The 26375-nt window shown below is 41.9% G+C and carries 16 protein-coding genes and 1 tRNA gene; 13 read left to right on the top strand and 4 right to left on the bottom strand.

The genetic code is table 11. The features are described from left to right. Positions 1 to 137: 137 nt before the first annotated feature. Positions 138 to 1031 (bottom strand): AraC family transcriptional regulator, encoded by an 894-nt coding sequence (locus B3P16_RS14345; RefSeq protein ID WP_070560999.1) that lies wholly within the window; start codon positions 1029 to 1031, stop codon positions 138 to 140. 129 nt (positions 1032 to 1160) lie between these two features. Between B3P16_RS14345 and B3P16_RS14340 the strand changes: the two genes are divergently transcribed. The 8 genes from B3P16_RS14340 to B3P16_RS14305 all read left to right on the top strand — a co-directional run bounded on the left by B3P16_RS14340 (position 1161) and on the right by B3P16_RS14305 (position 17566). Next, positions 1161 to 2537: a sugar porter family MFS transporter gene (locus tag B3P16_RS14340; protein WP_070561001.1), complete on the top strand. Its 1377-nt coding sequence runs from the start codon at positions 1161 to 1163 to the stop codon at positions 2535 to 2537. Positions 2538 to 2600: 63 nt separating this feature from the next. Then, on the top strand, positions 2601 to 5969 hold the full coding sequence (locus tag B3P16_RS14335) for a DUF5107 domain-containing protein (protein ID WP_286843366.1): 3369 nt from the start codon (positions 2601 to 2603) through the stop codon (positions 5967 to 5969). 6 nt (positions 5970 to 5975) lie between these two features. After that, positions 5976 to 8759, top strand: a complete 2784-nt coding sequence (locus tag B3P16_RS14330; RefSeq protein WP_286843365.1) for a sugar-binding domain-containing protein — start codon at positions 5976 to 5978, stop codon at positions 8757 to 8759. Positions 8760 to 8890: 131 nt separating this feature from the next. Beyond that, the gene (locus B3P16_RS14325; protein ID WP_286752814.1) at positions 8891 to 9469 is read left to right on the top strand and encodes an RNA polymerase sigma factor; all 579 of its coding nucleotides are present in this window, start codon (positions 8891 to 8893) and stop codon (positions 9467 to 9469) included. Positions 9470 to 9673: 204 nt separating this feature from the next. Continuing rightward, the gene (locus B3P16_RS14320) at positions 9674 to 10846 is read left to right on the top strand and encodes a FecR family protein (RefSeq protein ID WP_286752813.1); all 1173 of its coding nucleotides are present in this window, start codon (positions 9674 to 9676) and stop codon (positions 10844 to 10846) included. Between the two features lie 180 nt (positions 10847 to 11026). Then, a complete protein-coding gene (locus B3P16_RS14315; protein WP_286843363.1) occupies positions 11027 to 14344 on the top strand; it encodes a TonB-dependent receptor in 3318 nt (1105 codons plus the stop codon). A gap of 14 nt (positions 14345 to 14358) precedes the next feature. After that, complete coding sequence (locus B3P16_RS14310) at positions 14359 to 16197, top strand: RagB/SusD family nutrient uptake outer membrane protein (RefSeq protein WP_115046354.1); 1839 nt, start codon at positions 14359 to 14361, stop codon at positions 16195 to 16197. Positions 16198 to 16222: 25 nt separating this feature from the next. Then, positions 16223 to 17566 carry a BT_3987 domain-containing protein gene (locus tag B3P16_RS14305; RefSeq protein ID WP_286709846.1) on the top strand — a complete coding sequence of 448 codons (1344 nt, stop codon included), beginning with the start codon at positions 16223 to 16225 and terminating at the stop codon, positions 17564 to 17566. A 359-nt stretch (positions 17567 to 17925) separates the two neighbouring features. On the opposite strand, the gene B3P16_RS14300 is transcribed toward B3P16_RS14305, so the two are convergent. Together B3P16_RS14300 and B3P16_RS14295 are read right to left on the bottom strand one after the other, a co-directional pair. After that, positions 17926 to 17997 (bottom strand) — tRNA-Glu (locus B3P16_RS14300). A gap of 110 nt (positions 17998 to 18107) precedes the next feature. Beyond that, entirely contained in the window at positions 18108 to 18749 is a 642-nt protein-coding gene (locus tag B3P16_RS14295) for a 4'-phosphopantetheinyl transferase family protein (RefSeq protein ID WP_112375444.1), read from the bottom strand. Between the two features lie 119 nt (positions 18750 to 18868). On the opposite strand from B3P16_RS14295, the gene dcd reads away from it, so the two are divergent. After that, positions 18869 to 19405, top strand: coding sequence for a dCTP deaminase (dcd, locus tag B3P16_RS14290; protein ID WP_046673098.1), 537 nt, complete (start codon positions 18869 to 18871; stop codon positions 19403 to 19405). Beyond that, entirely contained in the window at positions 19405 to 20514 is a 1110-nt protein-coding gene (locus tag B3P16_RS14285; protein ID WP_286843362.1) for an MBL fold metallo-hydrolase, read from the top strand. Before dcd ends, B3P16_RS14285 begins: the two co-directional genes overlap by 1 nt. Before the next feature lie 4 nt (positions 20515 to 20518). Here B3P16_RS14285 and B3P16_RS14280 read toward each other — a convergent pair whose 3' ends face one another. Then, positions 20519 to 21754 (bottom strand): glycosyltransferase family 4 protein, encoded by a 1236-nt coding sequence (locus B3P16_RS14280; RefSeq protein WP_286843360.1) that lies wholly within the window; start codon positions 21752 to 21754, stop codon positions 20519 to 20521. 124 nt (positions 21755 to 21878) lie between these two features. On the opposite strand from B3P16_RS14280, the gene B3P16_RS14275 reads away from it, so the two are divergent. From B3P16_RS14275 to B3P16_RS14265, 3 genes are all read left to right on the top strand, one after another. Then, the gene (locus B3P16_RS14275) at positions 21879 to 24473 is read left to right on the top strand and encodes a phosphatidylglycerol lysyltransferase domain-containing protein (protein WP_286843358.1); all 2595 of its coding nucleotides are present in this window, start codon (positions 21879 to 21881) and stop codon (positions 24471 to 24473) included. Between the two features lie 21 nt (positions 24474 to 24494). Further along, entirely contained in the window at positions 24495 to 25163 is a 669-nt protein-coding gene (locus tag B3P16_RS14270; protein WP_286843356.1) for an AcvB/VirJ family lysyl-phosphatidylglycerol hydrolase, read from the top strand. Between the two features lie 171 nt (positions 25164 to 25334). Further along, positions 25335 to 26375, top strand: coding sequence for an Atu2307/SP_0267 family LLM class monooxygenase (locus B3P16_RS14265; protein WP_286843355.1), 1041 nt, complete (start codon positions 25335 to 25337; stop codon positions 26373 to 26375).

Here is a 26375-nt window from a genome sequence, read left to right as displayed (position 1 = left end):
CGCCGTGTATTGTCAGGTTTGAGTATCGATGAAGAGGTAACATAAGACCAAGGAAGGAGGTTCGGGTTGAGCGCCAATCGTTTTGCGGCATTGGTTAAGATGGCTTATGAATCTGAATCCGAAAGCTTTAACCGACATTATTTTTGATATTTTTTGCGATATTCCTGTGGCGACATTTTCATCTCCCGTGTAAACGCTTTTGAAAAATGAAAGGGGTCATAAAAATGGAGTTTGAATGCGATTTCTTTAATCTTAAGTAGTGTAAATTGCAGATAGGAGCAAGCCCTTTGCATACGGAGTTGATTGTAATACACCATGGGTGGGTAAGATGTTTTCTGCTTGAACAAGTTAATAAGATGTGACTTGGAATAGTTGAAATGTGCTGAAATATCATCCAAGTTGATATTGTTTTCCAGATTGTCTTTCATAAATATGATGATGTCCTGTATGATATTATCTACTTGAATTCGGTTACCTTCTCTAAACTGAGCCTGATATTGAATGGACGCTAAAAAATATTGAAAGCAAAAACTCGTATACTCCAAATTTTCTGGACTATACCCCATTTCCAGGTTTTTGTAGATGCTCTCGAAGAGCTGGATGCGGTTGGCATGTTTGTTTGAATCCGCGTCATCTATATGAATCACTTCGCCCATGATATGTTGAAAAAGAACTGCATCTGTGCCGTCGAAATGAATCCAATAAATGCTCCAGGGATCATTTGATTTTGCGCCATAGCAATGAGCGCTATCTCTCGGGATAATGTATATATCGTTTCTTTTAAGGTTGTGCGTTGTTTCATCCTGTTTTATCCAACCGCTTCCATCTTCGCAATAAATCAGAATATATTCCTTACATCCTTCTTGACGATCACGGTAGTGTTTTTTAGCATTGGGATAATAGCCGATATGTGTGATGTGTAATTTTGATGTGATGTTGTTGCCTGTCAGGTAATTGCATACGGCATAGGGAAGGACAATCGCCTTTTCTCCTTTGAATCCTTCAGCGATGACATCTTGGTTTTGTTTCATAGATCGAGCTTATTTTTGGTTATTCGTATAAAAATAGTAATATTTTACATGTTTATCGTGTTCACTTACATGATTCTCCCCAAGTATTCCATTAATTTTACCTAAGTAAATCTAAATATGTAAACTCTTATGCAAAAGACTGCGACGACCTATCTGCTATTGATCACTTTTGTGGCTGCTATCGGTGGATTTCTATTTGGGTATGATTGGGTAGTTATTGGTGGTGCAAAGCCATTTTATGAGGCTTATTTTCATTTGGAGTCCGATCCTGCCTTGCAGGGCTGGGCCATGTCTTCGGCGATTGTGGGGAGCTTCGTTGGTGTACTACTCTCGGGGGGATTGGCCGATCGCTATGGCAGAAAACCGCTGATTTATACTGCTGCAATTTTATTTATAATGTCTGCAGTGGGAACCGGTATGGCGTCCGAACTGGACACTTTTATTATCTATCGGATTTTGGGCGGGATAGGTATTGGTGTAGCCTCCAATTTGGCACCGATGTATATTGCTGAGATCGCCCCCGCAGAAAGTCGAGGGAAATTTGTATCGATCAATCAGTTGACCATTGTACTGGGCATCCTTGCAGCACAAGTGGTCAATTGGCTCATTGCAAAGCCGGTTTTAGCCGGAGAATCTATGCTAGAAACCTGGAATGCGCAAGAGGGGTGGAGATGGATGTTTTGGGCAGGAGCGATCCCGGCGGTTATTTTTTTATTGCTACTTTTCCTGATTCCTGAAAGTCCGCGCTGGTTATATACAAAAGGGAAGCACGAACAGGCAAAACGTGTGTTTTTACGCATGGGTGGAGAGGAGTATGCAGCAGAAAATATACGTTCTATTGCCGAGGCGGCTGAACTAAGTCAGGCTAAATCCCGAAAGAGAAATTTATTTCAGGGGAAGCTGCTACGGTTGTTGTTGCTAGGGAGTTTTATTGCGGTTTTTCAGCAGTGGTGTGGGATTAATGTTATTTTTAATTATGCCCAGGAAATCTTTACAGCTGCTGGATATACGGTTTCGGGGATGCTTTTCAATATTATTATCACTGGCGTGATCAATGTCATTTTTACATTCATTGGCATGTATCTGGTTGATCGAATTGGTCGTCGCGCATTGATGCTTTTCGGATCAGCAGGCCTTTTTGTGATTTATATTGCCTTAGGAGCATGTTATTATTTCAATTGCAGCGGCATTTTTGTGCTTCTCCTTGTACTGGCCGGAATTGCGGTGTATGCGATGACCTTGGCTCCTGTAACTTGGGTAATTATCGCCGAAATATTCCCTACCGCTGTAAGGGCGCAGGCCATGGCGATTGCAACATCGTTATTATGGATTGCATGTTTTGTGCTCACCTATACTTTTCCTTTACTGAATCAAAACCTGGGAGCAGCTGGTACATTCTGGCTGTATGGTGGAGTCTGTTTTATCGGTTGTCTGTTTCTATGGAGCCGATTGAAAGAGACCAAAGGAAAAAGCTTAGAAGAAATTGAACAAGAACTGGAAGGATAATTGGCACCCGGATAATCAACTGAATCAACTCGACCTATATAAACCTATTAGCGTATTAAGAAAATGACAGAATTGACTCGTTACCTCATAAAATCAACAGTGGATCAAAAAGGGATCGTAAAAGCATGGGAGGAGCAAGTTGCTATTCCAACATACGAGATTGGAACGATGGAGAAGAATCCCATATTTGCAGAAAAACGCGTATATCAAGGTAGCTCAGGGGTAGTATATCCCTATCCAATCATAGAGAAAATTAGCGATCAGAAGCGAAACAAGATCTATCAGGCGCTATTTCTTGAAAATGAATATATTAAGGTAATGATTCTTCCAGCCTTAGGTGGGCGGGTTCATATGGCTTATGATAAAGTCAGAGAACGGCATTTTGTTTACTATAACGAAGTGATCAAGCCGGCTCTGGTAGGGCTTACTGGCCCTTGGATTTCGGGAGGGATTGAATTTAATTGGCCCCAGCATCATCGACCGACTACTTTCATGCCAACAGAGCATTTAATCGAACACAATAGCGATGGAAGCATTACGGTTTGGTGCAACGAAATCGAACGCATGTTTCGCATGAAGGCCATGCAGGGATTTACTTTGCATCCCGATAAAGCATATCTAGAAATTAAGGTTCAGGTATATAATCGGACAGCATTGCCACAAACCTTTCTGTGGTGGGCCAATCCGGCTGTTGTTGTGAATGATGACTATTTTTCCGTCTTCCCTCCTGATGTCAATGCCGTTTTTGATCATGGAAAGCGAGAGGTTTCCTCTTTTCCGATTGCTACGGGGACCTACTACAAGTACGATTACTCAGCTGGTGTTGATATAGCACAATACAAGAATATTCCTGTTCCGACATCCTATATGGCCATTCAATCGAAATACAATTTCGTTGGCGGCTATGAGGCCGGTGAGACCAATGCGGGGATGTTGCATGTGGCCGATCATCACATTTCGCCGGGCAAAAAGCAGTGGACTTGGGGAAATGGTGATTTTGGTGTCGCCTGGGATAGAAACTTGACCGATGAAAATGGACCGTACATTGAATTGATGGCCGGTGTATACACCGATAATCAGCCTGATTTTGCTTGGTTACAACCCTATGAAGTGAAATCCTGGTCTCAGTATTTTATGCCTTACGCAGAAGTCGGACAGGTGAAAAATGCAACAAAAGATGTGGTGCTCAATATGGAGGTTAGGGAGCAGACAGCTCACATTGTCTTATATACAACGGGGACGTATGAAGGTATACGTATTTTGTTACGCAATACGGCAGGTAAAATCTATTTGGACGAGCAAGCGGACTGTTCTCCTCGGAATATTTATACCCAAAGTGTTGCTGGATTGGACGGTGATCCAACCGAACTCCTATTGACTGTGTATGATAAAAATAACCATGAAATATTGGTCTACCAGCAAGAGCAGGCAAAGGATGCTAAAGATATGCCCAAACCAGCACAGGCAGCATTGCTACCCGAAGATATTCGTTCTATCGAAGAATTGTTTTTGACGGGACAGCATTTGGAACAGTACCGACATGCAACTTATAATCCATTGGATTATTATAAGGAAGCGCTGCGACGTGAACCGAACGATATCCGATGTAATAATGCAATGGGTGCGTTCTTGTTGCGAAGCGGTAAGATCAATGCGTCGATTCCTTATTTTGAGACCGCTATCGCACGCGCTACGGAGCGTAATCCCAATCCTTATGATGGAGAACCTTATTACAACCTAGGTGTAGCTCTGCAACTATCTGGGGATTTGAATGGAGCTTATGCAGCTTTCTACAAAGCAACCTGGAATGCAGCCTGGAAGGACTCTGGCTATTTTGGTTTGGCACAAATTGATGCAAAGAGAGGCGATTGGAAAGCTGCTTTGGAAAAAATAGATCACTCATTGAGCCGAAACTGGTATCACCACAAAGGACGACAGCTGAAGGCCTCTATTTTAAGAAAACTTGGGGTAAAAGATGCCGCTTTAGCATTTATTCAGGAATCAATAGAATTGGATCCCTTTAATATGGGCTGTCGATTCGAATGGTACCTGTTAAATAAAGAAGAATCCATTTTTTCTCCTATTCTCGATTTAGCGCGTGTAAATATTCATAGTGTGATTGAGTACGCATTGGATTTTGCGCATGCCGGTCTGTATGAAGAAGCATCGTTACTGCTGGAAAAAACCATTGAAGACGTAAGCTTAGTATACCCTATGGTATATTATACGTTAGGTTATTTTGCGACCCAGTTAGGCTTGCATGACAGGGCAAAAACTTACTGTGACCGAGCCATCCTCATGGATCCTACCTATTGTTTTCCAAATCGTTTGGAAGAGATTGCAATTCTCCGACATGCCATCGGTTTAAATGATGCTGACGCAAAGGCCTCGTATTATTTGGGCAATCTTTGGTATGGAAAAAGACAGCATCAGGATGCGGCAGACTGTTGGCAGCATGCGATCCAATTGGATGGAGAGTTTCCTACCGTTTTTCGCAATCTGGCTTTAGCTTATTATAATCGGATAGGTAAGAAGAAGGAAGCCGTGACTTTATTGGAGCGGGCATTTTCATTGGATGAAACTGATGCACGTTTACTCATGGAGCTTCATCAGCTCTACAAGAAGGAGGGCCGTCCTTACAAAGAGAGGTTGGCGTTACTAGATCGATATCCGGATTTGGTGACGCTTAGAGATGATCTATTCTTGGAGCGGATCACCCTGTTTAATCTGTTGGGCGAATACGAGTGCGCGAAAACATTGCTTGCTTCCCGGCAGTTTAAGCCCTGGGAAGGAGGAGAAGGTAAGGTCTCTCGTCAATACACGATATGTCAGCTGGAACTGGCCAAAAAATCGATACTCCAAAATGAACTGCAGCAGGCGCTTTCTTTGCTAGAGGCAATTGATTATTATCCACATAATCTTGGTGAAGGTAAGCTGATTACAATGGAGGAAAATGACATTCACTATTATAAAGGGCTTGTTTACCGTTTATTGGGTCGTGAAGAAGAAGCTAAGGTTTATTTCTATAAAGCGACAGAAGGTGCTGATGAACCCCAGCAAGCCCTTTTCTATAATGATCCACAACCAGATAAGATATTCTATCAAGGTTTAGCCTGGCATGAGCTTGGTGATCCAGGGCGAGCTGAGCAACGTTTTCAATGTTTAATAGATCATGGAAAGTTATTTATTGACAAGCCCTTTAAAATAGATTATTTTGCAGTTTCCTTACCTGATATGGATATTTGGGAGGAAAATCTGGATGATAAGAATAAAATACATTGTCTGTATGTCATGGGATTGGGGTATTTGGGGAATGGGGATCGTGCTCTGGCAATGGATTATTTTGCACAAGTTCGGCAGTTGGATCCCAATCACCAGGGGAGCCAGGCTATCATGCATTCTTTCTTAGGTGAAACTTCTTTAAAGAATTAATTTCGTATGTATCGCTATATCATAGTATTCGTCATTCTATTTCAAAGTTACATGGTCTCGGCAGATGGACTAAATCGGCTTGACCTTGCAGGTGAGTGGAAAGTTCGGCTTGATCCCGAAGATGTCGGTATCGATCAGGGCTGGGCTGGTAAATCGTTCGAAACATCGATCAAATTACCAGGAACAACAGATGATGCGGGTTTAGGAACCTTAAATACGTTGACACCTGCTCTTGCCAAACCTCAGCTTTCGCATTTAACGCGAGAACATCGTTATGTGGGGGCAGCATGGTATACACGGGAACTTTCAATTCCGGCAGGTTGGGCTGGTAAGGAGATGATCTTAACCCTCGAGCGTGTTCTTTGGGAGTCCATGGTTTGGATCGACGGGGTAGCAGTGGTACAAAAGCAACGTAGCCTTGTCAGTCCGCATGAGTTTGACCTAAGCTCACTTCTGAAAGCTGGGAAGAAACATCGGTTGACAATCCGCATAGATAACAGAAAGAAGCTTCCAATCAGCGTTGATGATATGGCGCATGCTTATACCGATCACACCCAAATTATTTGGAATGGTATTCTTGGAAAGATTGCTATTCAGGCCTATGATGCGCTGCGTCTGAAGTCGGTGTACGCTAGCCCTAATCTAGCGAAGAAGGAAATCAATCTGCAGATCAATCTCCGTAATAAACTAGCAAAGGGCGTTGTCGGTAAACTGAAAATAGCGGTAAAAGACAATAGGGGTTCCCTGCCTCCAGTTGAAAAAACCTTTCAGCTCTCGCAAGGGGATTCAACGATAAACCTAAACTACCTTCTTGGCGACAAACTGAAACTTTGGAGCGAATTTTCACCGCATTTGTATGACATCGGTCTGGAATTGAAAGCCGCAGATGCCGTATCAACGTTGCATACCTCAATAGGTATGCGTGAGCTTTCTACTGATGGGACTATCCTAAAAGTCAATGGCGAGCCTTTGTTTTTGAGAGGAACATTGGAATGCAGTATTTTCCCGTTAACGGGACATCCACCAATGGATAAGGCCGGTTGGCGGAAAGTCTTTCTGACAGCGCGCGAATGGGGGCTAAATCATCTGCGGTTTCATTCATGGTGTCCTCCGGAGGCGGCCTTTGCTGTTGCCGACGAATTGGGATTCTATCTTCAAATTGAGTTGCCAATTTGGGAGAATAATATTGGTAAAGATGAAGGAGTGATGAATTTTCTCTATGAAGAGGCCGATCGAATAATGCAGACTTACGGAAATCATCCGTCCTTTTGTTTTTGGAGTATGGGTAATGAGTTGAGTGGTGATTTCAATGCGCTGAATACTTTGGTAAAACACCTAAAGCAGAAAGACAGACGGCATCTTTATACGGCAACTTCTTTTACATTCCAGCAAGGGCATGGTGTGAAGGAAGAACCTTATGATGATTATCTGATTACCCAGTGGACAGCTAAGGGCTGGGTACGGGGACAAGGTGTATTTAATAGCGAAGCACCCACATTCAATAAAAATTACAGCAATTCTTTGGAAGGAATTTCGATTCCGGTCGTGACGCATGAAATTGGACAATATGCTGTCTATCCCAATCTCGCCGAAATCAAAAAATATAAAGGTGTTTTAAAACCGCTAAACTTCATTTCTGTAGCAGAAGATCTGAAACAAAAGGGATTATTACATAAGGCCAAAGCATATACGATGTCTTCAGGAAAATTGGCTGCTATTCTATATAAGGAGGAGATGGAAAGAGCGTTGAAGACACCGGGTATCAGCGGGTATCAGCTCCTTGATCTTCACGATTTCCCTGGTCAGGGAACGGCGCTGGTAGGCTTATTAGATGCTTTTTGGGACAGTAAAGATATACTTCCTGCGGCAGAATTTCGACAATTTAGCGCTCCAGTAGTGCCTTTGCTCCAGTTTGCGAAAGCTGTATATACCAACAATGAAACGTTCGAAGCTTCTATCGATGTGAGTAATTACGGCCAGGAGGTTTTGAAGAATCAGGGGATTAGCTGGTTTCTGAAAGATGGAGGAAAAATAATCGCACAAGGACATTTTCAGTCGACCATTGGAAAGGGACATCAAGGCCATGTGGGGCATTTAGAAGTGCCATTACAAGCAATTGGACAGGCGAAGAAATTGACGATTCAACTTAAACTGGAAGGTACATCCTATGAAAATCATTGGAATATTTGGGTATACCCTCAACAGCTCGCTGTTGATTTTGGGGACGTGAGTTATACGCGCGATCTGGCGGAAGCGATGCGCTTGCTGAAAGATGGGAAAAAGGTGCTTTTAAATCCCGATTGGAAGAAAATAAACGGTATTGAAGGGAAGTTCGTTCCTGTTTTTTGGAGCCCAGTACATTTTCCAAAACAGGCCGGTACCATGGGATTGCTTTGTGACCCTAAACACCCTGTATTTGCCGATTTCCCAACAGATAATCACACTGACTGGCAATGGTGGGATCTCCAAATTAAATCGACTACGCTAATTACGGATGAGATCAAAGGCGGAAATGCAATTGTAGAGCTCATTGACAACTTTGCTAATAATAGGAGATTAGCATCTCTTTTTGAAGGGACAGTCGGAGCGGGCAAACTGATGATTGCTTCGTTTGATCTGGAGGCAGATCTAGCCAACAGACCCGTTGCAAGACAGCTGTTGGGCTCTATCTTAACGTATATGAACAGTACAAAGTTTAGGCCTAAAGTGATCGAAAATCCAGCTATGCTATCGCAGGTATTGCGTTACAAAGAAGCACAGGAAAAATCCGAACCTAAAGCGATCTATTAACGATAAGATCGCTTTGGAAAAATTTAATATGCTTGATTAATATGTAGAAATAATTGTTAACTTGGCCTTGTAATCTAATTGTTACCTGAAAAGCACAATGACCAATAAACTGAAGATTGGGAGCTTTAGTTATGAGAAAAGAAAATGATGAAGCCAATTTGATCCAGGCGCTCTCTATAGGGAAGCAGGCTGTTTTACCAAAACTTTACGAACGATATGCAGACCGCATTTTCGATGTATCTTTTCACTTGCTTAAAGATACAGGTTGGAGCGAGGATGTTGTGCAGGAAGTTTTCGTGAAACTGTGGACCAATAGAGAAAGTATAAAACAGGATGTGGATCTCTGGCCGTTTCTCTATGTATTGACTAAAAGAGAGTGTTTCAATAAACTAAGAAGCATCAAACGTTCTCATTCGGCCTTTGAGCTTCTCTATTACCATATTGAACATCATTCGGATAGGGCCGATGGTTTAATAGAACGAAAGGAGCTTGCCGATGAAATAGAAAATTACCTTGCTCAACTACCTGAACAACAAAAACTTGTTTTTACATTAAGCCGAATTGAAGGAATACCCCACAATCAAATCGCAGCGGAACTCAATCTTTCTAAGAACACAGTAAAAAACCATCTTGCGAGAGCATCGAAACATTTAAAACAAGTCCGTTCTGGACGAAATCGGCTATTATCCTTATTTTTCTATTTTTTTTGAAAAGGATTTCATGGATTGATGGAATCCTCCTAACTGCTTATCGATATGCTAAACAGTTGGACTGAAGTTCCATTGGAAATTTTATACCTATAACAATTTCATAAGGATCTAAAAAAAAATAAAAAAAATATCTCTTCCTGTAGTCCTTTTCTGTTTTTGCGGTGTACTGAAATAAATACTTAGAAAGTACGAACCAATTTGACCATGCAAGAAGAAAGACTACGCTATTTGCTAACCCATTATTTTAGGAATACAATCTCTCGTTCGGAATTGAAAGAGATGCTCGATCAATTAGATCAGCTGGAAGAAGCTGAGTTCTCCGATCTTTTTGAACGTATGGGCGAAAGAGTTCCTGAACGCTCGGAGCTATTTAACAGGGATCAGGTTTTAAATCAGATCTCAAGTCGAATAGGCGGACATCATAAAGAGATAGGAGATGAAAGAAAATCAAAGCTGCGCTACATCAAATGGGGGGGGATTGCTGCAGCAATTGTTGTCTTTTGTTTTTCAATTCTGTTTCTGGTCCAACAAAGCGCGAAGGAAGGAACTTCTCAACAAGCCGTCTCACCAAGGGAAATCGCCTTGCCAGAAAACGGTGCGCCTATACTTAAACTTTCCAATGGTGACCAATATTCAATTTCAGAAGATCATCCTGAAACCTTGGATAAAAACGGTCTGAGCATCATTAAAGCAACAGATGGTACAGTAGTATATCAAGTTAAAAATAATGTCGAGGGCAAATCTGAGATGAGAACTTTCCTGAGTCCAAAAGGTAGCGCATTGACCGTGAAGTTGGTTGATGGCACACAAGTTCAACTAAACTCGGGCGCGAGCTTGACCTATCCAACACATTTTGATGAACATAACCGAACGGTATCCTTGGATGGTGAAGCTTATTTTGATGTCACTCATGACAGTAGAAAACCATTTATTGTTCAGACGAAACAAACCCAGGTCAAAGTGTTGGGAACACAATTCAATATTGCCTCTGATCTCAGCAAAACTAAAATCCTGACCACTTTAATCAAAGGTAAGGTTGCTGTAAGTGCGGGGCATAATCAGCAGATTTTAAGCCCTGGAATGCAAGCACAAACCAATCTGCATACGAAACAAATTTCCGTACAGGAAGCCGACCTAAAAGAGGTTCTCGCTTGGCGGGATGGCTTCTTCCGCTTTACAGAAGATAATATTGAGACTGTCTTGCAAAAAGTGGGCGAATGGTATGATATCAAAGAAGTGAAGGTGAATTCATCGTCCACCGATAAATTTACGGGGATGATAAAGCGGACCAAAAAGCTCTCGGATTTACTCCGGCAGCTGGAAAAAATATCCAATTATAAATTTAAAATTCAGGATGGGAGGGTCCTTGTTATGTAACAATGAGACTTTGAGCTAAAAGTAATCGGAAGTGCTCGCAACACTCCCGATCGTAGTTTAGCAATTAAATAAACCTAATTGAGTTATAAACCATTTAACACCAAACCTATACAAATGTATAAAAGGAATAGCAAAAGTTGCTTTTTTACACAAAAATTCTTTGTAAAAGCATTTATCAGGATGAAAGTATGCATACTAATCCTCATCATCTCCATGGTGCATGTTCATGCATCTAGCTTTGGTCAACAAGTGACATTGGATATAAAAAATGGACGTTTGGTGGACGTCCTGGATGAGATTCAAAAACAAACGGGGTACGAGTTTTTGTACAATAACAGTTTGATTAATAAACAGAAAAGAGTGACCATTAAAGCAAATCACAAAAACTTTAAAGAGGTCCTGCAAGAGTTTCTGTCGGAAAGAAACCTGACTTACGAATTGAATCTGAACACGGTATTGATTATGGCCAAAGTGGGTTCTCCGCAAGTTGCTTCCAGCACCGCGGTGTTCTTGCAGCGGCGTAGAATAACAGGGGTTGTGTCTGATACGAAGGGAGCGCCATTGGAAAGTGTCACGGTTTCGGTTAAGGGGACAACTATTGGAACGAAGACCGATGAGCAGGGGCAATTTGCCTTGGAAATTGAAGATCAGCATAAGGTGCTGCAGTTTTCGCTCGTAGGATTTCAGTCGTTTGAGCGGAATATTAGTGCGTCAAATCAGCTGAAGATCACTTTGGAGCCTGCGGTAAGCGATCTGGAGGAAGCTGTAGTTGTTGCTTATGGAAAGCAACGTAAAATTAGCGTAGTGGGTGCAATAAGTAGCGTTTCTCCACAACAATTAAAAACTCCCGTTGCTAAGATCAGCAGCGCATTGGCGGGACAGATGGCGGGCGTTGTTACGGTTCAAGGTTCGGGAGAGCCCGGCTCTGCAACGTCATTTTGGATACGTGGGGTGAGCAGTTTTGCGGGGGGGACCGGTCCACTGGTATTGGTGGACGGGATCGAACGTCCCATGGACCTCGTAGACCCCGAGGATGTCGAGTCATTCTCTGTCTTGAAAGATGCAACTGCCACAGCCGTGTATGGCGTAAGGGGAGCAAATGGTATTGTGATCATTACAACAAAAAGGGGAAAGAAAAGTGTTAAACCGAGTATCAATGCACGTGTTGAGCGCGGTATGTTGGAACCTGTTGTCCTACCGAAATTGGCAAATGCTGCTCAATGGTTAGATTATTATAACGATATCAATTTTGAAGCTTCTGGAAAAGCCCCATTGACACAAGAAGAGATAAATAAATATGTGAATAAAGTAGATCCAGATGTCTATCCAAATGTGGATTGGATGCAAGAGATCTTTAAAAAGAGAACATCAAATGAACGTTTGAATGTAAATGTGACTGGAGGAGGAGATTTTATTAAATATTACGTTTCGGGTTCTTATATGAAAGAGAATGGGATCTTTCAGCCTCGAAAAACATCGAATTATGATCCATCTGTGAATTTCGACCGGATTAATTTTAGATCGAATGTTGATATTAGACTGTCTCGATCGACTGAAGTAAACCTAAACCTTTCCAATCAATACGAAACAAAAAACCGATTAGGTGTAAATTTGGGTGATATGTATGATATTGTGCTCCACACCACACCAGTGGCAACACCTACCCAGTTTTCAAATGGCGCCTATGCACAGCCACAAGGAGGACAAAATCCCTATTATTCGCTCAATACTACTGGATTCTCGAAGGATTTCTGGAATAATGCGCAGTCGTTGATTGGTATCACTCAAGATTTTTCAGAGTTGATAACTCCCGGTTTAAAAGCGAATGTTAAATTTTCCTGGGATGCAAAGAACTCTTCGACATTAGACAAAAGAAAGGCACCAACCACCTATTATGTTGACAAAACAAAACCGCGGGACAGCGAAGGGAATCTTATTTTAAAAGATAACGGTAATGGCAGCGATTATCTTGCTTTAGCCGACTATCATTCGGGAGAGCGTGCGACTAATTTTGAAAGTTCCCTGATGTATGACCAGTTGTTTGGAAACAAGCATCGCGTCGGGGGACTATTTTTATTCTCCATGCGCGAGCGGACAAATAACTTTCCAGAACGGGATTATATCGCAGCATTCCCCTATCGTAATACGGGGATTGCTTCACGTTTGACCTATTCCTACCAGGACCGCTATTTTATCGAAGGTAACTTTGGCTACAATGGATCTGAGAACTTTGCGCCAAAGAAACGTTTTGGTTTCTTTCCTTCCCTGGCTATGGGCTATGTTATTAGTAATGAAGCGTTCTTTAAGTCGCTATTGCCTGTCGTTAACTTTCTGAAAATTCGGGGATCAATTGGTCGGATTGGTAGCGATAAAATCGGTGGTTCACGTCGATTTGCTTACAATTCAGAAATGAAGCTCGATGGTGGCTATTCTTTCGGCATTGGTGGCAAAAATTATCTTCAGGGTATAGCAACCGGTTATCCGGGGAATCCACTGGTTGCCTGGGAAAGTGCATTAAAGCGTAATATCGGGCTTGAGTTAAGCCTTTTCAACAAATTGACCATACAGGCCGATTATTTTGCGGAGAAACGTGATGGAATTTACATTCTTCAGGAAAGTGTGCCTTCCATCGTGGGAATTAATGTAAAACCCTATGTTAATATTGGACAGATGCAAAATAAAGGGGCCGAAGGATCCTTGGAGTTTAATCATCGCCAGGGAGAAGTCGGCATACAGGTCCGGGGTAATCTAACTTACAATCGAAATAAAAAATTATTTGATGACAAGCCGATTCCAAGATGGGCATATCAGTCTGAAATAGGACAACGCTGGGGACAACAGCGCGGATTAATTGCTTTGGGGCTGTTTGAGTCAGAAGAGGAAATCGCGCATAGCCCGATTCAACGCTATGGCGATGTGATACGTCCCGGTGATGTAAAATATCGGGACATCAATGGAGACGGCGAAATTACAGAAGAAGATAAAGTAGCGATAGGTGATACAGATATGCCGCAATGGAATTATGGATTTGGCGCCAGTGTATCTTGGAAAGGATTTGATCTATCGGCTTTTTTCCATGGCGTTGGACAAATATCCCGGATTATAGCGGGAGGACCCCTATATGGTCAAACTGGCAACATCTGGGGCTATGGACAGATCTATTCGGATGTCGCTGATCACCGCTGGAGTGCAGACAACCCTAATCCAAATGCAACTTATCCACGGCTCTCATTTAATATTGCCAATAACTCTCAGGCTTCCACTTTATGGCAACGCGATATGAGCTTTATCCGTTTGAAGAATCTAGAATTGGGCTATACGTTGCCAAAGCAGCTCACGGAAAAATGGAAAATGTCAATCGTGCGTATTTATGCACAAGGCGTAAATGTGTTCACATTCAGTAAGTTCAAGTTGTGGGATCCTGAACTGGAAACAGTGTCAGGAAGCAGCTATCCTCAAATGCGTGTTTTTAATGTTGGTTTAAGTGTAACACTTTAATCTGAAAGATAATAATGAAAAAGTATATATACTCGATTTCCTGCCTATTACTGGTATTTTCCCTCGGGGCATGTAGCAAATATCTCGACGTGGATCTAGAAAATCAAATGACTTTAGAAGAGGTTTTTAATAAACGGAAAACCACGGAACAATATCTGGCTCAGGTGTATGGCTATTTGCCTATAGAACATGATATGTTCAATGGTGAAGGCGGAAATGTTCCGCTGAGTGATGAAGCCTTATTTTCATGGGTAGCCTGGGTTCCATGGCTTAACTTTGCGAATGGGGCATGGGGCGTGACAACCCAGGATTATACAACTTGGGAACAGAATTATAAAGGGATTAATCAGGCAACCATTTTCATTGAAAATATTGATAGAAATGTGGAATTGAGTGCTGCTACTAAAGATATTATGAAAGCCGAAGCCCGTTTTTTAAGAGCCTATTTTTATTATCTGCTTTTAAAAAGATATGGACCTGTATTTGTATGGGGCGATCGTGCTCCCGATAGTAAAATTGATCCAACAACAGTAGATCGTATGTCTTTGCAGACAAATGTGGATTTCATAGTTTCTGAATTTGATAAAGCAAGTGCCGTATTGCCACAGGAAATAACTGATCAAGCCTGGTATGGTCGATTGACAAAAGGGGCTGTGATGGCCGCAAAATCTGAATTACTGCTGTATATGGCTAGGCCGCTATTTAACGGAGCGAAACTTTATATAGGAATAAGGAATAAAAGCGGTGAATTCTTATTTCCACAAACCGCAGATCCCAATAAATGGGAGCTTGCGGCCAAATCTGCCAAAGCGTTGATTGACCTGAATGTGTATGCACTTTACCAAGATAACAAAGAGACGAACTCTTTTCGACGTGCAATTAAATCCTACATGGGTATTTATTTTGATAAGTGGAATTCGGAAATTATTTGGGGAAGATGGTCTGATGACGGCTTCAATTATAACGTCCGTACGGCTCCACCGCGAGTTGTGACGATGGGCTGGGGCGGTTATGCACCTTCGCTAAAACTGGTCGACAGCTATCCGATGGCAAGTTCAGGACGCTACCCGATTACAGGTTACAGTAGCAATGGACAGCCTATAATTGATGAAAAATCAGGATACCAAGAAACGGGATTTACAGATAACTATGTACATCCGTTAGACAATTTTGCCTCCTTTAAGGCGCACAACAGTTGTGTCGGAAGGGATGCACGTTTCTACGCATCCATTTTGGCAAATGGAATGTATTGGACCAATCCAAAACCTCAACCCAGACAGGTGACATTCTTTGACGGCGGAACATCTTCTTATACGAAAACAGGGGACTGCGTAAAGTCAGGTTACTTGTGGCGGAGAATGAGTGATCCAACAAATGATATCGAAGCAGGTAACTGGGGGCAGTTTGCATGGCCATATTATCGTTTGGCTGAGATCTATCTAAACTACGCGGAGGCTTGCAATGAAAAACCTGCTCGTGATGAAGTGGAGGCGTTAAAATATATCAACCTGGTACGTAAACGGAGCGGCTTGAACGACTTGGAAGTTGCTTATCCAGAGGTTCGGGGAAATAAAGAACTCCTGCGGGTATTGCTGCGAAAAGAAAGAATGGTCGAATTGGCATTTGAAGGCCATCGTTACCCCGATCTGAGAACCTGGATGATTGCAGAGGAAGAAATGAATGAGCCCTATTATACCCGTAATGTTGCCGCAACTTCTTATGAATCCTCTTGGGAACGGACCAAAGATGTTTTTCCTGGAAAGCGAAGTTTTCAGGCCAAACATTATTTCTTCCCGATACAGCAAAAGCAACTGAGCGAGATGATCAACATTACACAGAACTATGGATGGTAGTACTTATTAAATAATACTGAAAACGATGAGAAATTATATATCCTATTGTGTTCTCCTGTTGACACTTTTCCTGATGAATGGATGTCAAAAGGATGATCGAATGAACAACATGGTCGACGACACCATTTATTTCAGAGATTTCAAAGAGAATAAAATAACGGTATTTGACTGGGGAAAATTTGATTATAATGTAACTGTTGTTAAGGCTGGAATTGGACAACAGGGAGCAAAGATAAACTTCAAGATTGACGAAGCGTACCTAGCAGCCTATAACGCGCAGCAAGGGACAAATTATAAGCTGCTTCCTGCTGACTGCTATAAAATTGCAAATACAACACTAGCCTTTGAAAAAAAGGATTATCTGCAGGATATTGCAGTTGCTTTTGATACTGAGCGCATAAAAGTGCTGCAAGGAAAATATAAGGAATTATATGTGCTTCCGTGCCGCATTGAAGCAGAGGGAGGGGTGTTACATGCGCTGAAACCTGAAATGGCAACGACATTGTTGATTCCTAACGTTAAAGACCCATTTTTGGAATTCACTTCACCGGGTCTGCAGCTTGATCAGATCAAACTGAGCCCCACAGGAGCTGAACAGGTCGTAGGAAAAGCGACATTGGTCACCAATTATCCCAATCAATGGAATCTTGACTATGAAATTGAAGTGGATCCCGTGATTTTGGATAATTACAACGGAACGGTATCAGACGATAAGAAGTTGAAATTACTACCAAAAGCGGCCTATCAGCTTTTACCTGCGCCTTATAAAATTGCTGAAAAGGAGAATAAAACGAGTTTTTCATACACTATTCTGAAAAAAGGACTTATTGATGGAACAACCAATTTATTTGGGGAGTATGCGTTGCCTTTACGGATTAAGTCTGTTTCAAAAAATGGTATTAACCCCGATGCTTCGACAATATTGGTTCCAGTGTCCTTTCAACCGCCAGATATCCCCCGTAGTGGCTGGAAAGTAATTGCGGCTTCTTCCGAATGGATTGGCGGTGGTGAAAAGGAAAATATATTGGACGGGAATCCCGATACCTACTGGCATAATGTCTGGATGGGAGGAGAACCCCCATTACCGCATTATGTCATAATAGATTTTGGAAAGGAATATAATGTGATGATGATTGAATTAACAAGAAGGTTATGGAATAATGACTTAAAAGTCGTTGAGTTCTCGACTAGTAATGACAATAAAACATATGTTCCAATAGGGAAGATTGATTTCGGAACAAACAGTCCCAAATCGACGTTGGCCGTGAATGTTCCGACGACAAAGGCCCGTTATTTAAAATGTACGGTAACAGCAAGTAATCGTCCGCCTTCATCTGCTATAGCAGAAGTATATGTCAAAGGATTATAAAATACATCCGAAATTAGCTATAATACAACATCAAGTATAGTCTAATATACAATTTGGTAGATCTGAAAGTCACTCCATTTTCCGGAGTGACTTTTTTGCTTGAAGTGCGACGGTGCTTAATTGCGTAAACCGGAAGTTTCTACTTCTTTTATGCTGGTTTGCTGTTTAGCGAAGCTGAGCTGACGTACTTCGCACAGGGGATGCGACTTGGAAATTTTGAAGAGAAAGGCCACTAGATTAGGCTGTATCCTTTTGAAGAGGATAACACTGGATATGTACTACGTTTTTCAGGAGGCTAGGGAACAATAAACGGTATAGGCTTTAAATAAAAAAAGCGACTCTTTTGAAGTCGCTTTTTGTAGCCCGTAGGGGAATCGAACCCCTGTTTCAAGAATGAAAATCTTGCGTCCTAACCCCTAGACGAACGGGCCATATCGTTTTCGATGATGCAAATATAGAAGCTTTTTCAAAAAGCACAAAAAAAAAGTGCTGTCTGTGTGCTAATTCATTGAAATTGAGAAAAATTATTTTTTTAAAGGACCTATTCTACAGCGTAGGCGAGCATATATTCATTGAACTTCTCGTAATGTACGTCATATAGATGTGTATGTTGATCGCTGTGGAGTTCGAGTTTTAATATGCCCTGCACCTGGTAGTCGAATGGTTGTATGGTCATGTTATTCAAGAAGGAGACCCCTGCATTTCCCTGAAGTTTATAAATCGCTTCTTTAGCGCACCAGCAAGCATAAAGCTGCTCATATCGGTTCTCATCCTGTGCGATGAATGCAAGCTCCGCAGGTTTTAGAAACTTATGTTGGATACGCTCTACTTTTGTTTTGATGATTTCCATGTCGATACCCACCTCTCCTTTTGTACTGATCATAGCTGCGGCATAATCAAATGAGTGTGAAAGTGATATTTTTTGGGGGAAATTGGCGAGATAAGGCTTGCCATTTGCATCAGATGGACATTCTATATAACGGGATGTGTTTAATAAGGTGCGCAACAGCACACGGGTGGCAAGCCAATGTAACCGTCTTTTCCCTTTGTTGAAAGACCCTAATTTCGCTTTTTCACGTTCATCCAATTGAAGTTTCGACAGTAAATCGTCGTCCGATTCCTCAATTCGCCAAATTGCAAATTTGGTTTGGCTATCAATTTCACGTAGATACACTAGACTCATACCCAAATTTAAAAAACAAATCGCAGATTTTTGTTTTGAAAAATGAAGTAAAATTAGTGGGAGAACTGTATTTTTGAATTTGTATAGCATTGCCTGATGCTTTTGCTATTTTGATACACATGATTTTATCTGATAAAAGAATTCTCGAAGAGATTGAAAATGGCAGCATTGTCATTCAACCATTTGATCGTAAATGTTTAGGAACAAATTCCTACGATGTGCATTTGGGGAAATATTTGGCAACGTATGCAGACCGTGTACTTGATGCCAAGAAGCACAATGAAATTCAGCATTTTGAAATCCCGGAAGAAGGTTTCGTCTTGGAACCCAACACCCTTTATTTAGGTGTTACGCAAGAGTATACCGAAACGCATAAACATGTTCCTTTTTTAGAGGGCAAATCGAGTACTGGTCGCTTAGGGATAGATATTCATGCAACTGCAGGAAAGGGCGATGTCGGTTTCTGTAATACCTGGACCTTGGAAATTTCGGTTGCTCAGCCTGTTCGGGTTTACGCGGGAATGCCAATTGGACAATTGATCTATTTTGCTGTAGAAGGCGATATCGAGACATTTTATAACACCAAAGGTAATGCAAAATACAATGGCAAGACCATCCGTCCGGTGGAGTCGATGATGTGGAAGAATAACTTCTAATGAAAACGATTGGATGGATTGTATTAGCGACGCTATTGATTGCGCTCATCAGTAGCGTGCTTTATTATTTTGTTCATCCAATGTTTGGTGGAAGTTTCAAGGGAGCTCGGCTTGAACGTATGAAACAGTCCCGCAATTTTAAAAATGGTATTTTTCATAACCTCGAAGTAACGCCATCGTTGAAAGGCGATGTGAATATGGTCTCTTTGTTGTGGGATTTCCTTTTCAACAAGAATCCCCACTTAAAACCTATCAGTGTATTGCCAGCTATGGAATGCGATTTAGCACATCTTCCCGCAGATGACGTACTGATTTGGTTTGGTCACTCCTCCTATCTATTGAAGTTAGATGGAAAATTAATAGTGGTAGATCCAGTATTCAGCTCAAATGCTTCTCCCATACCAGGTAGCAATAAAGCATTTAAGATGTCGGTCGACTATGCGGCGATGGTTTTTCCGAAAATTGACTATTTGTTTATCTCGCATGATCATTACGATCATCTGGACTATGAGACTGTTGTGAAATTGCGGGATAAAGTCGGTCAGGTGATTTGTGGTCTCGGAGTAGGGGCGCATTTTGAATCTTGGGGATACAAGGCCGATCAGATCATCGAGGGTGATTGGTATGACCAGATAAAACTGGCGCCCGATTTTCAAGTAACCTTCACACCCGCAAGGCACTTTTCGGGACGTAGATTTACACGGAATAATACCTTGTGGACATCTTTTGTGTTAAAAACTTCTAAGTACAGCATTTTCTTGGGGGGAGATAGTGGGTATGGTAAGCACTTCAAAACAATAGGTGACCAATTCGGTCCATTTGATTTAGCGATCTTGGAAAATGGCCAGTATAACGATGCCTGGCATTATATCCATTCTTTACCTGATGAATGGGCTGCTGAAACGAAGGATCTGAAGGCCCAAGCTATTTTACCCGTTCACTCTTCTAAATTCGCGTTGGCGATGCACGATTGGAAAGAACCCATGGAGAGATTTTACGAGACGGCGAACAAAGAACAGATCACACTGCTTACGCCAAAAATAGGGGAAATGATCCATTTGAATAAATTAGATACCGTATACGCGCCTTGGTGGCGGGAAGTTAACTAAGGATCTATTTATTTTTTTCCTCGATCCATAAAGACATATATTTTGTGCTCTGCATCGTGTGGTGCAATAATATCTGACTAATAAAGTTTTGTTGACGATGCCTGTCAATCTGTACTTTTAATAAAGATAGATTAGTCATAAAATCGGACTGATACTTTCGTTTTTCATAACGTTCGTTGATAATACGGATACCATGTTCTTGGGCCGTTTTCCAAAGATCTTCATTTTCGTAGAGCTCAACAGTCTTTCGGCAGAACGTTTCGGGATCGTCTTCGATAAAGCCATTCCAGTCCAAATTGCCCTTCATGGCTTCTGCACCAACTTTCGTGGTGACAGATGGTGTACCTGTCTGCATGGCGTCGATAAACTTCCCTTTCACACCGGCACCAAATTGAATTGGAGCCACCAGTAGACGGTAACTTTCCATGGTTAGACGAGCAGATTCCGCTCGGCCCTTGATCAGGAAATTCTCTTTTGGGTTGTTTAACTGAAGTACTTTTTGGGTTGCGTAGGCGCCATAAATGTGTAATTCCACTTTGGGGAGCATCCTCCGTAATTGCGGCCAGATTTGTGTTTTTAGGTATTGTACCGTATGCCAGTTGGGCTCATGAATAAAATTTCCAATAAATAATAAGTTCTTGCGCTCTTCGAAGGTGTTCCATTGCTCCACATCGGCAGCAGTGATCTCATCTTCAAGAAAAGGGAGATAATAAAGGATATCGGGTGAAATGCGAAATTCTTCGATCAGAATCTTCATTTCGGATTCGGAAATGATCAACGAGAGGTCACTGCGCAATATCGCAGCAATTTCCCGTTTGGCCGTATCGGTAAATAACTCTTGAAAGGAAAAATCACCGTTATTTTTGATGGATGTCTGTCTCGCCTGACGCAAAAAATGCAAATCTTCCGTGTCAAGTACGCGGAGTGCATCTGGACAATGCTGTGCAACACGCCAACCATATTGCTCTTCTACCATAAAGCGGTCAAATACAACAATGTCGGGCTTAAGCTGCGCAATAAATTCATCAAAGCTGTTGCTATTCAGCACGATGGCCTGTTCCTGGATCCCGAGAGACTGTAAAGGTGCACTATACGGCGATTTGGCAGCAGCAGAAGCAAATGTAATCTGATAAGAGCGATTAATAAACGTCTCAATTAATTGCATCATACGGAAGCCCGCTGCTGAAGATGTTGGCTCTGGCCACACCAGTCCGATGAACAAAACCTTTTTCTCTTTCATGCCGGAAAATTACTGATTAATGTGAAAAGAATTGACGAAAAATTAACAATTAGTCATTTTCAAACGATTAGCTTTATTTCGTGTTTATACTATATCTCAAGGTTATTCATCATTAAACGATTATATGGCCAAAACTATTGCGCAACGGATTCGACATTTTTCACCAAAGACCTATTGGAAGGAACTAATAGCTGTTTTGGTTATTTTGTTGGCCTTTGTATTTTTTAGAAATGAACGAAAAGAGCTTGCTGCCATCATTCCACATTTGCGTGCGGCCAATCTAACCTGGGTTTTGGTCGGCGTTGGAATTACTCTCGTCTATATTGTACTTCAGGGATTGATGTATGTGCAGAGTTTTAAAGCGATAGGCCTTTCTATTAATCTGAGAATCGCTATTGATCTTTTCCTCAAGCGAAATTTACTCAGTGTGTTTCTGCCTGCGGGTGGGATTAGTTCTTTGGCCTATACCACAACGCAGTTGCGAAAAAGAAATTTGAATACGACGCAAATTCATCAAGCAGGGGCGCTGTATGGCTATGTCGGACTACTGACGGTCTTTCTGATCGGTGTACCTGTTATATTGTATACGATTTGGCACAATAAAAATTTTGGTGATGCCTGGATCTCATTGGTGGTTTTGGGGCTGCTTCTGGGTGTCGTATTTTGGCTCGTTTGGTCTTTTAGAACACACAAAGGTGTCTATCGCTGGGTTGAATTAAAATTTCCTGCTGTAGCCTCTAATATCGATGAAATATTCTCAGGAGAGGTCAAGCTAAAATATTTGTTGGGTACCATGCTGGCATCGATGGTCGTTGAATGCTGCGGTATTGCCCATGCTTTTGTAAGTATGTATGCCCTTGGTTTGGACCACTCTTTCGAGGCTGCGGCTATTGCCTATACTGTTTCGGTGGTATTGATGATTGTTTCTCCTTTTCTACGGGGGCTTGGGGCTGTAGAGTTGACTATGCTGTATATTTTTAAAGCGTACGGCTACTCGCAGGCAGAAGGATTGGGCATTACAATTCTCTACCGGGCATTCGAATTTTGGTTACCTTTAGTCCTGGGGCTTCTGGCTTTTGCATGGCGTGGGAAACAATTGCTGGCACGTATTGGCCCAGCGCTGCTTATCTTCTTCTTGGGCATGGTAAATCTCGTATCTGTATTGACGCCTCCTTTGGCCGACCGGATGAAACTTGATCGTTTCTATTTGCCTTTAGAAGCAATTCACGCGTCCAAATTTATGGTGTTAGTGTTAGGCTTAGGGCTGTTGGTGACCTCTGCGTACTTGATCAAAGGTTTCCGAATTGCATTTTGGATCGCCGTGGTGTTTAGCGCCTTGTCGCTTTTTGGGCACGTGTTTAAGGCATTGGACTATGAAGAAGCTTCGGTTGCTTTATTGACCTTGATTTTACTGGCCATGAGCTATAAGCAATATCGGATCAAGAGTAATATTCGCTGGGTGCGAATCGGGTTTATCACATTTTTTGTTGCTCTCCTAGCCATATGCCTGTTTGACGTATTGAGCTTCTACTTCATTGATAAACAGCATTTCGGTGTCGACTTCACCTGGCGACAATCTATCTATCATACAGCACGAAGCTTCCTCTTGTTTGCTGATGATGAATTGATGCCCCAAACGGCATTTGGACAAGAATTCCTGCGGATTACGCAAGTACTTGGACTTTTTTGTTGGCTCCTACTAATCTACGCGTTAGCCCGTCCCCGTCTCCTCGCAGATGAAGACTCCAGCCAATCTGAATTGGAACGTGCAGAACAATTATTGATTGAGTTTGGTCAGTCTCCCATGGATTTCTTTAAATTGGGAAAAGATAAGAGTTTGTTTTTCTCAGAAGTCTCGGAGGGATTTACCGCTTATCGCTTGGCGAATGAATTTGCTATGGTATTGGATGAGCCTGTCTGTGAACAGGGGGATAAGGAAGAGTTGGTCCAGGAATTCGATCAATACTGTTATGCGAATGGTTTAAAGGCCATTTATTACCGTGTTGATGAAAATAGTTTGGTTCATTTTTCATCCCTACGTAAACAGAAGATCACCATTGGACAAGAGGCTGTATTAGAATTGGAAACATTCAAGCTCGAAGGAAAAGAACGTAAGTCATTACGCAATGGACTTAATGCAATTCAAAAAAAGGGTTTTACAACAGAAGTGTTGAAAGCGCCGCAGGAAAAGGCAATTATAGATCAGTTAAGGATAATTTCCAACGAATGGTTAAAAGAATTTGATAAAAAGGAAATGGTTTTTTCGCAAGGGATGTTTGATGAAAATGAGCTTGTTTTGCAAGATATCATTGTACTGAAAAATGAGCAGAATACTATCGTAGCCTTTCTGAATATCATCCCCGATTATGCGAAAGATGAGTGCACCTACGATATGATTCGGAAGTCTCTTGATGCACCGGGTGGTAGCATGGATGCATTGATTGTTGAGCTTATTGCGTATGCTAAGGCCAAAAAGTACGTCTATCTAAATTTGGGCATGGTACCGATGACGGGGTTGGGGGCGACAGATAGTCCCGCAGAAAAGATTATGAAATTTGCCTCAACACGATTGGGTAACTTTAAACATTACCATAGCCTGCGCGACTTTAAAGAGAAGTATGCGACATTTTGGGAAAATAAATACCTTATATTTGATAATGATTTTGATCTCATACAACTTCCTGTAGCACTGGTCAAAGTAATGAAACCGAACGAATAGCTTCATGTAGATGCTGTACAGATGAAAAAAATAGCTACCTTATTAATAATTGCTGGCATGGCGTTTCATGCGTTTGCACAACAGCGTTTGATTGACATGAAATATTGGAACAATAAAGCTGCATTACCTTTGGTTCTCTATCTGAGTGGCGATGGTGGATTTAATTCATTCTCTAACAAGCTTTGTGAGCTGATTGCTGGAGTAGGATATACTGTGTCAGCGATCGATTCGAAAACCTATTTCTGGAAGAAGAAAAGCCCGAGTGAGATTGCTGCCGATGTTTCGAATACACTGAAAAACGTACTCTTAGCACGGCAAAATATGCATCTTTTTGTAGTGGGGTATTCATTTGGCGCAGACGCGGTTCCTTTTATTATTAATCGCCTGGATCCCGTCATTAAGAAGAACCTAAAGAGTGTTGTCCTGCTGGAACCATCTGTGTCAACAGATTTGGAGATTCATATAGCGGATATTTTGGGTCGGAGTAATACAAAACGGAGTCTTGACGTGATCACGGAAATCAATCGAATGGGTGCAGTCAAAACGGGCGTTATTCTTGGTGATGATGAAGCTGATTTCCCGATACAGAAGATAACACTTAAGAATTTTACAAAAAAATACCTCTCCGGCGGGCATCATTTTAGTGGCAATGCAGACCAGGTCGCGAAGAATACTGTAGCACTCTTTTAGCCGAGGAGCCTAGTATAACTTTGTTGATGGTCAGATCAAGTAAGCGACCAAATAGACAGCTCTTTATTTTTTTGTGATCCAGGGTAGGGTGCGGTATCATTTTCTTATCCTAGATCAAATAATTCAGGGAAAGAAGGTGCTACTTTTGAATGACTTATAAAATAGATAAAAATGGAATTAGGAATAGGAATGTTTGGCGACTCGAGGATAGATCCTGTTACAGGTCAAATCCAGGCAGCACAAGATAGAATGAAAGAAATTATTGAAGAGATCAAGCTTATGGATCAAGTAGGATTGGATTTCTTTGGAATAGGGGAGCATCACCGTGCAGATTATGCGGTTGCAGCACCCGAAATTATCTTGGCTGCGGCTTCTACCGTTACCAAAAATATTAAATTGGGCAGTGCAGTTTCGGTATTAAGTTCTGCCGATCCGGTTAAATTATTTCAGGATTTCGCAGCCGTCGATCTTTTATCCGATGGACGTGCTGAGCTCATGGCTGGAAGAGGATCCTTCATTGAATCCTTCCCTTTATTTGGTTATGATCTGAAAGATTATTCCGAGTTGTTTGAGGAGAAACTAGAGCTTTTACTTCGCCTGAACAAGCAAAATCCGATAACTTGGCGTGGAAATTTTAGAGCACCATTAATCAATCTACAAGTTTTCCCACGACCTAAAAATGGATCACTGCCGATTTGGGTTGCAGTAGGTGGCACAACATCTTCTGTGATCCGTGCCGGAAAGTTGGGCTTACCGGTTATGTTTGCCATCATCGGCGGGATGTATGAAAGCTTCGATCATTTATTTGACATGTACCGTCAAGCATATGAGGATAATGGGCATGATATGGCTAATTTTCAGGTCGGAGTACACATGCATGCGTTCTTTGGCGACAACAACGCGCAGGTAGCAGACTACCATTATCCGATTTATTCTGCACAGATGGATCGTATCGGAGCAAGTCGTGGTTGGCCTCCATACCAACGCACACAATATGACTTCGGAAGGTCTTCGAGAGGACACCTTATTGTTGGGGATGCTGCTTATGCCGTGGATAAAATATTGCAAATACAGGAGAAATTTGGATTGACACGCTTCTCTGCACATATGGATGTGGGCGCCCCTGGGCATAAAGAAATGCTGCGTTCTATAGAGATTTTTGGTGAGAAAATAGCACCTGAAATTCGAAAGGCTCTTCATAAAGATGCCTAA

Source organism: Sphingobacterium sp. UBA7631 (genome assembly GCF_002483935.1).
Taxonomy (GTDB): domain Bacteria; phylum Bacteroidota; class Bacteroidia; order Sphingobacteriales; family Sphingobacteriaceae; genus Sphingobacterium; species Sphingobacterium multivorum.
Note: the sequence above shows the minus strand (reverse complement) of the source record. Positions and strands in the feature narration are given on the sequence as shown.

What these genes read in the sequence shown, in the direction of transcription:
- B3P16_RS14335 (WP_286843366.1), top strand. Translation starts at nt 2,601, where the DNA reads ATGACAGAATTGACTCGTTACCTCATAAAATCAACAGTGGATCAAAAA.
- B3P16_RS14325 (WP_286752814.1), top strand. Translation starts at nt 8,891, where the DNA reads ATGAGAAAAGAAAATGATGAAGCCAATTTGATCCAGGCGCTCTCTATA.
- B3P16_RS14345 (WP_070560999.1), bottom strand. Translation starts at nt 1,031, where the DNA reads ATGAAACAAAACCAAGATGTCATCGCTGAAGGATTCAAAGGAGAAAAG.
- B3P16_RS14305 (WP_286709846.1), top strand. Translation starts at nt 16,223, where the DNA reads ATGAGAAATTATATATCCTATTGTGTTCTCCTGTTGACACTTTTCCTG.
- B3P16_RS14315 (WP_286843363.1), top strand. Translation starts at nt 11,027, where the DNA reads ATGAAAGTATGCATACTAATCCTCATCATCTCCATGGTGCATGTTCAT.
- B3P16_RS14280 (WP_286843360.1), bottom strand. Translation starts at nt 21,754, where the DNA reads ATGAAAGAGAAAAAGGTTTTGTTCATCGGACTGGTGTGGCCAGAGCCA.
- dcd (WP_046673098.1), top strand. Translation starts at nt 18,869, where the DNA reads ATGATTTTATCTGATAAAAGAATTCTCGAAGAGATTGAAAATGGCAGC.
- B3P16_RS14265 (WP_286843355.1), top strand. Translation starts at nt 25,335, where the DNA reads ATGGAATTAGGAATAGGAATGTTTGGCGACTCGAGGATAGATCCTGTT.
- B3P16_RS14275 (WP_286843358.1), top strand. Translation starts at nt 21,879, where the DNA reads ATGGCCAAAACTATTGCGCAACGGATTCGACATTTTTCACCAAAGACC.
- B3P16_RS14330 (WP_286843365.1), top strand. Translation starts at nt 5,976, where the DNA reads ATGTATCGCTATATCATAGTATTCGTCATTCTATTTCAAAGTTACATG.
- B3P16_RS14310 (WP_115046354.1), top strand. Translation starts at nt 14,359, where the DNA reads ATGAAAAAGTATATATACTCGATTTCCTGCCTATTACTGGTATTTTCC.
- B3P16_RS14270 (WP_286843356.1), top strand. Translation starts at nt 24,495, where the DNA reads ATGAAAAAAATAGCTACCTTATTAATAATTGCTGGCATGGCGTTTCAT.
- B3P16_RS14340 (WP_070561001.1), top strand. Translation starts at nt 1,161, where the DNA reads ATGCAAAAGACTGCGACGACCTATCTGCTATTGATCACTTTTGTGGCT.
- B3P16_RS14320 (WP_286752813.1), top strand. Translation starts at nt 9,674, where the DNA reads ATGCAAGAAGAAAGACTACGCTATTTGCTAACCCATTATTTTAGGAAT.
- B3P16_RS14295 (WP_112375444.1), bottom strand. Translation starts at nt 18,749, where the DNA reads ATGAGTCTAGTGTATCTACGTGAAATTGATAGCCAAACCAAATTTGCA.
- B3P16_RS14285 (WP_286843362.1), top strand. Translation starts at nt 19,405, where the DNA reads ATGAAAACGATTGGATGGATTGTATTAGCGACGCTATTGATTGCGCTC.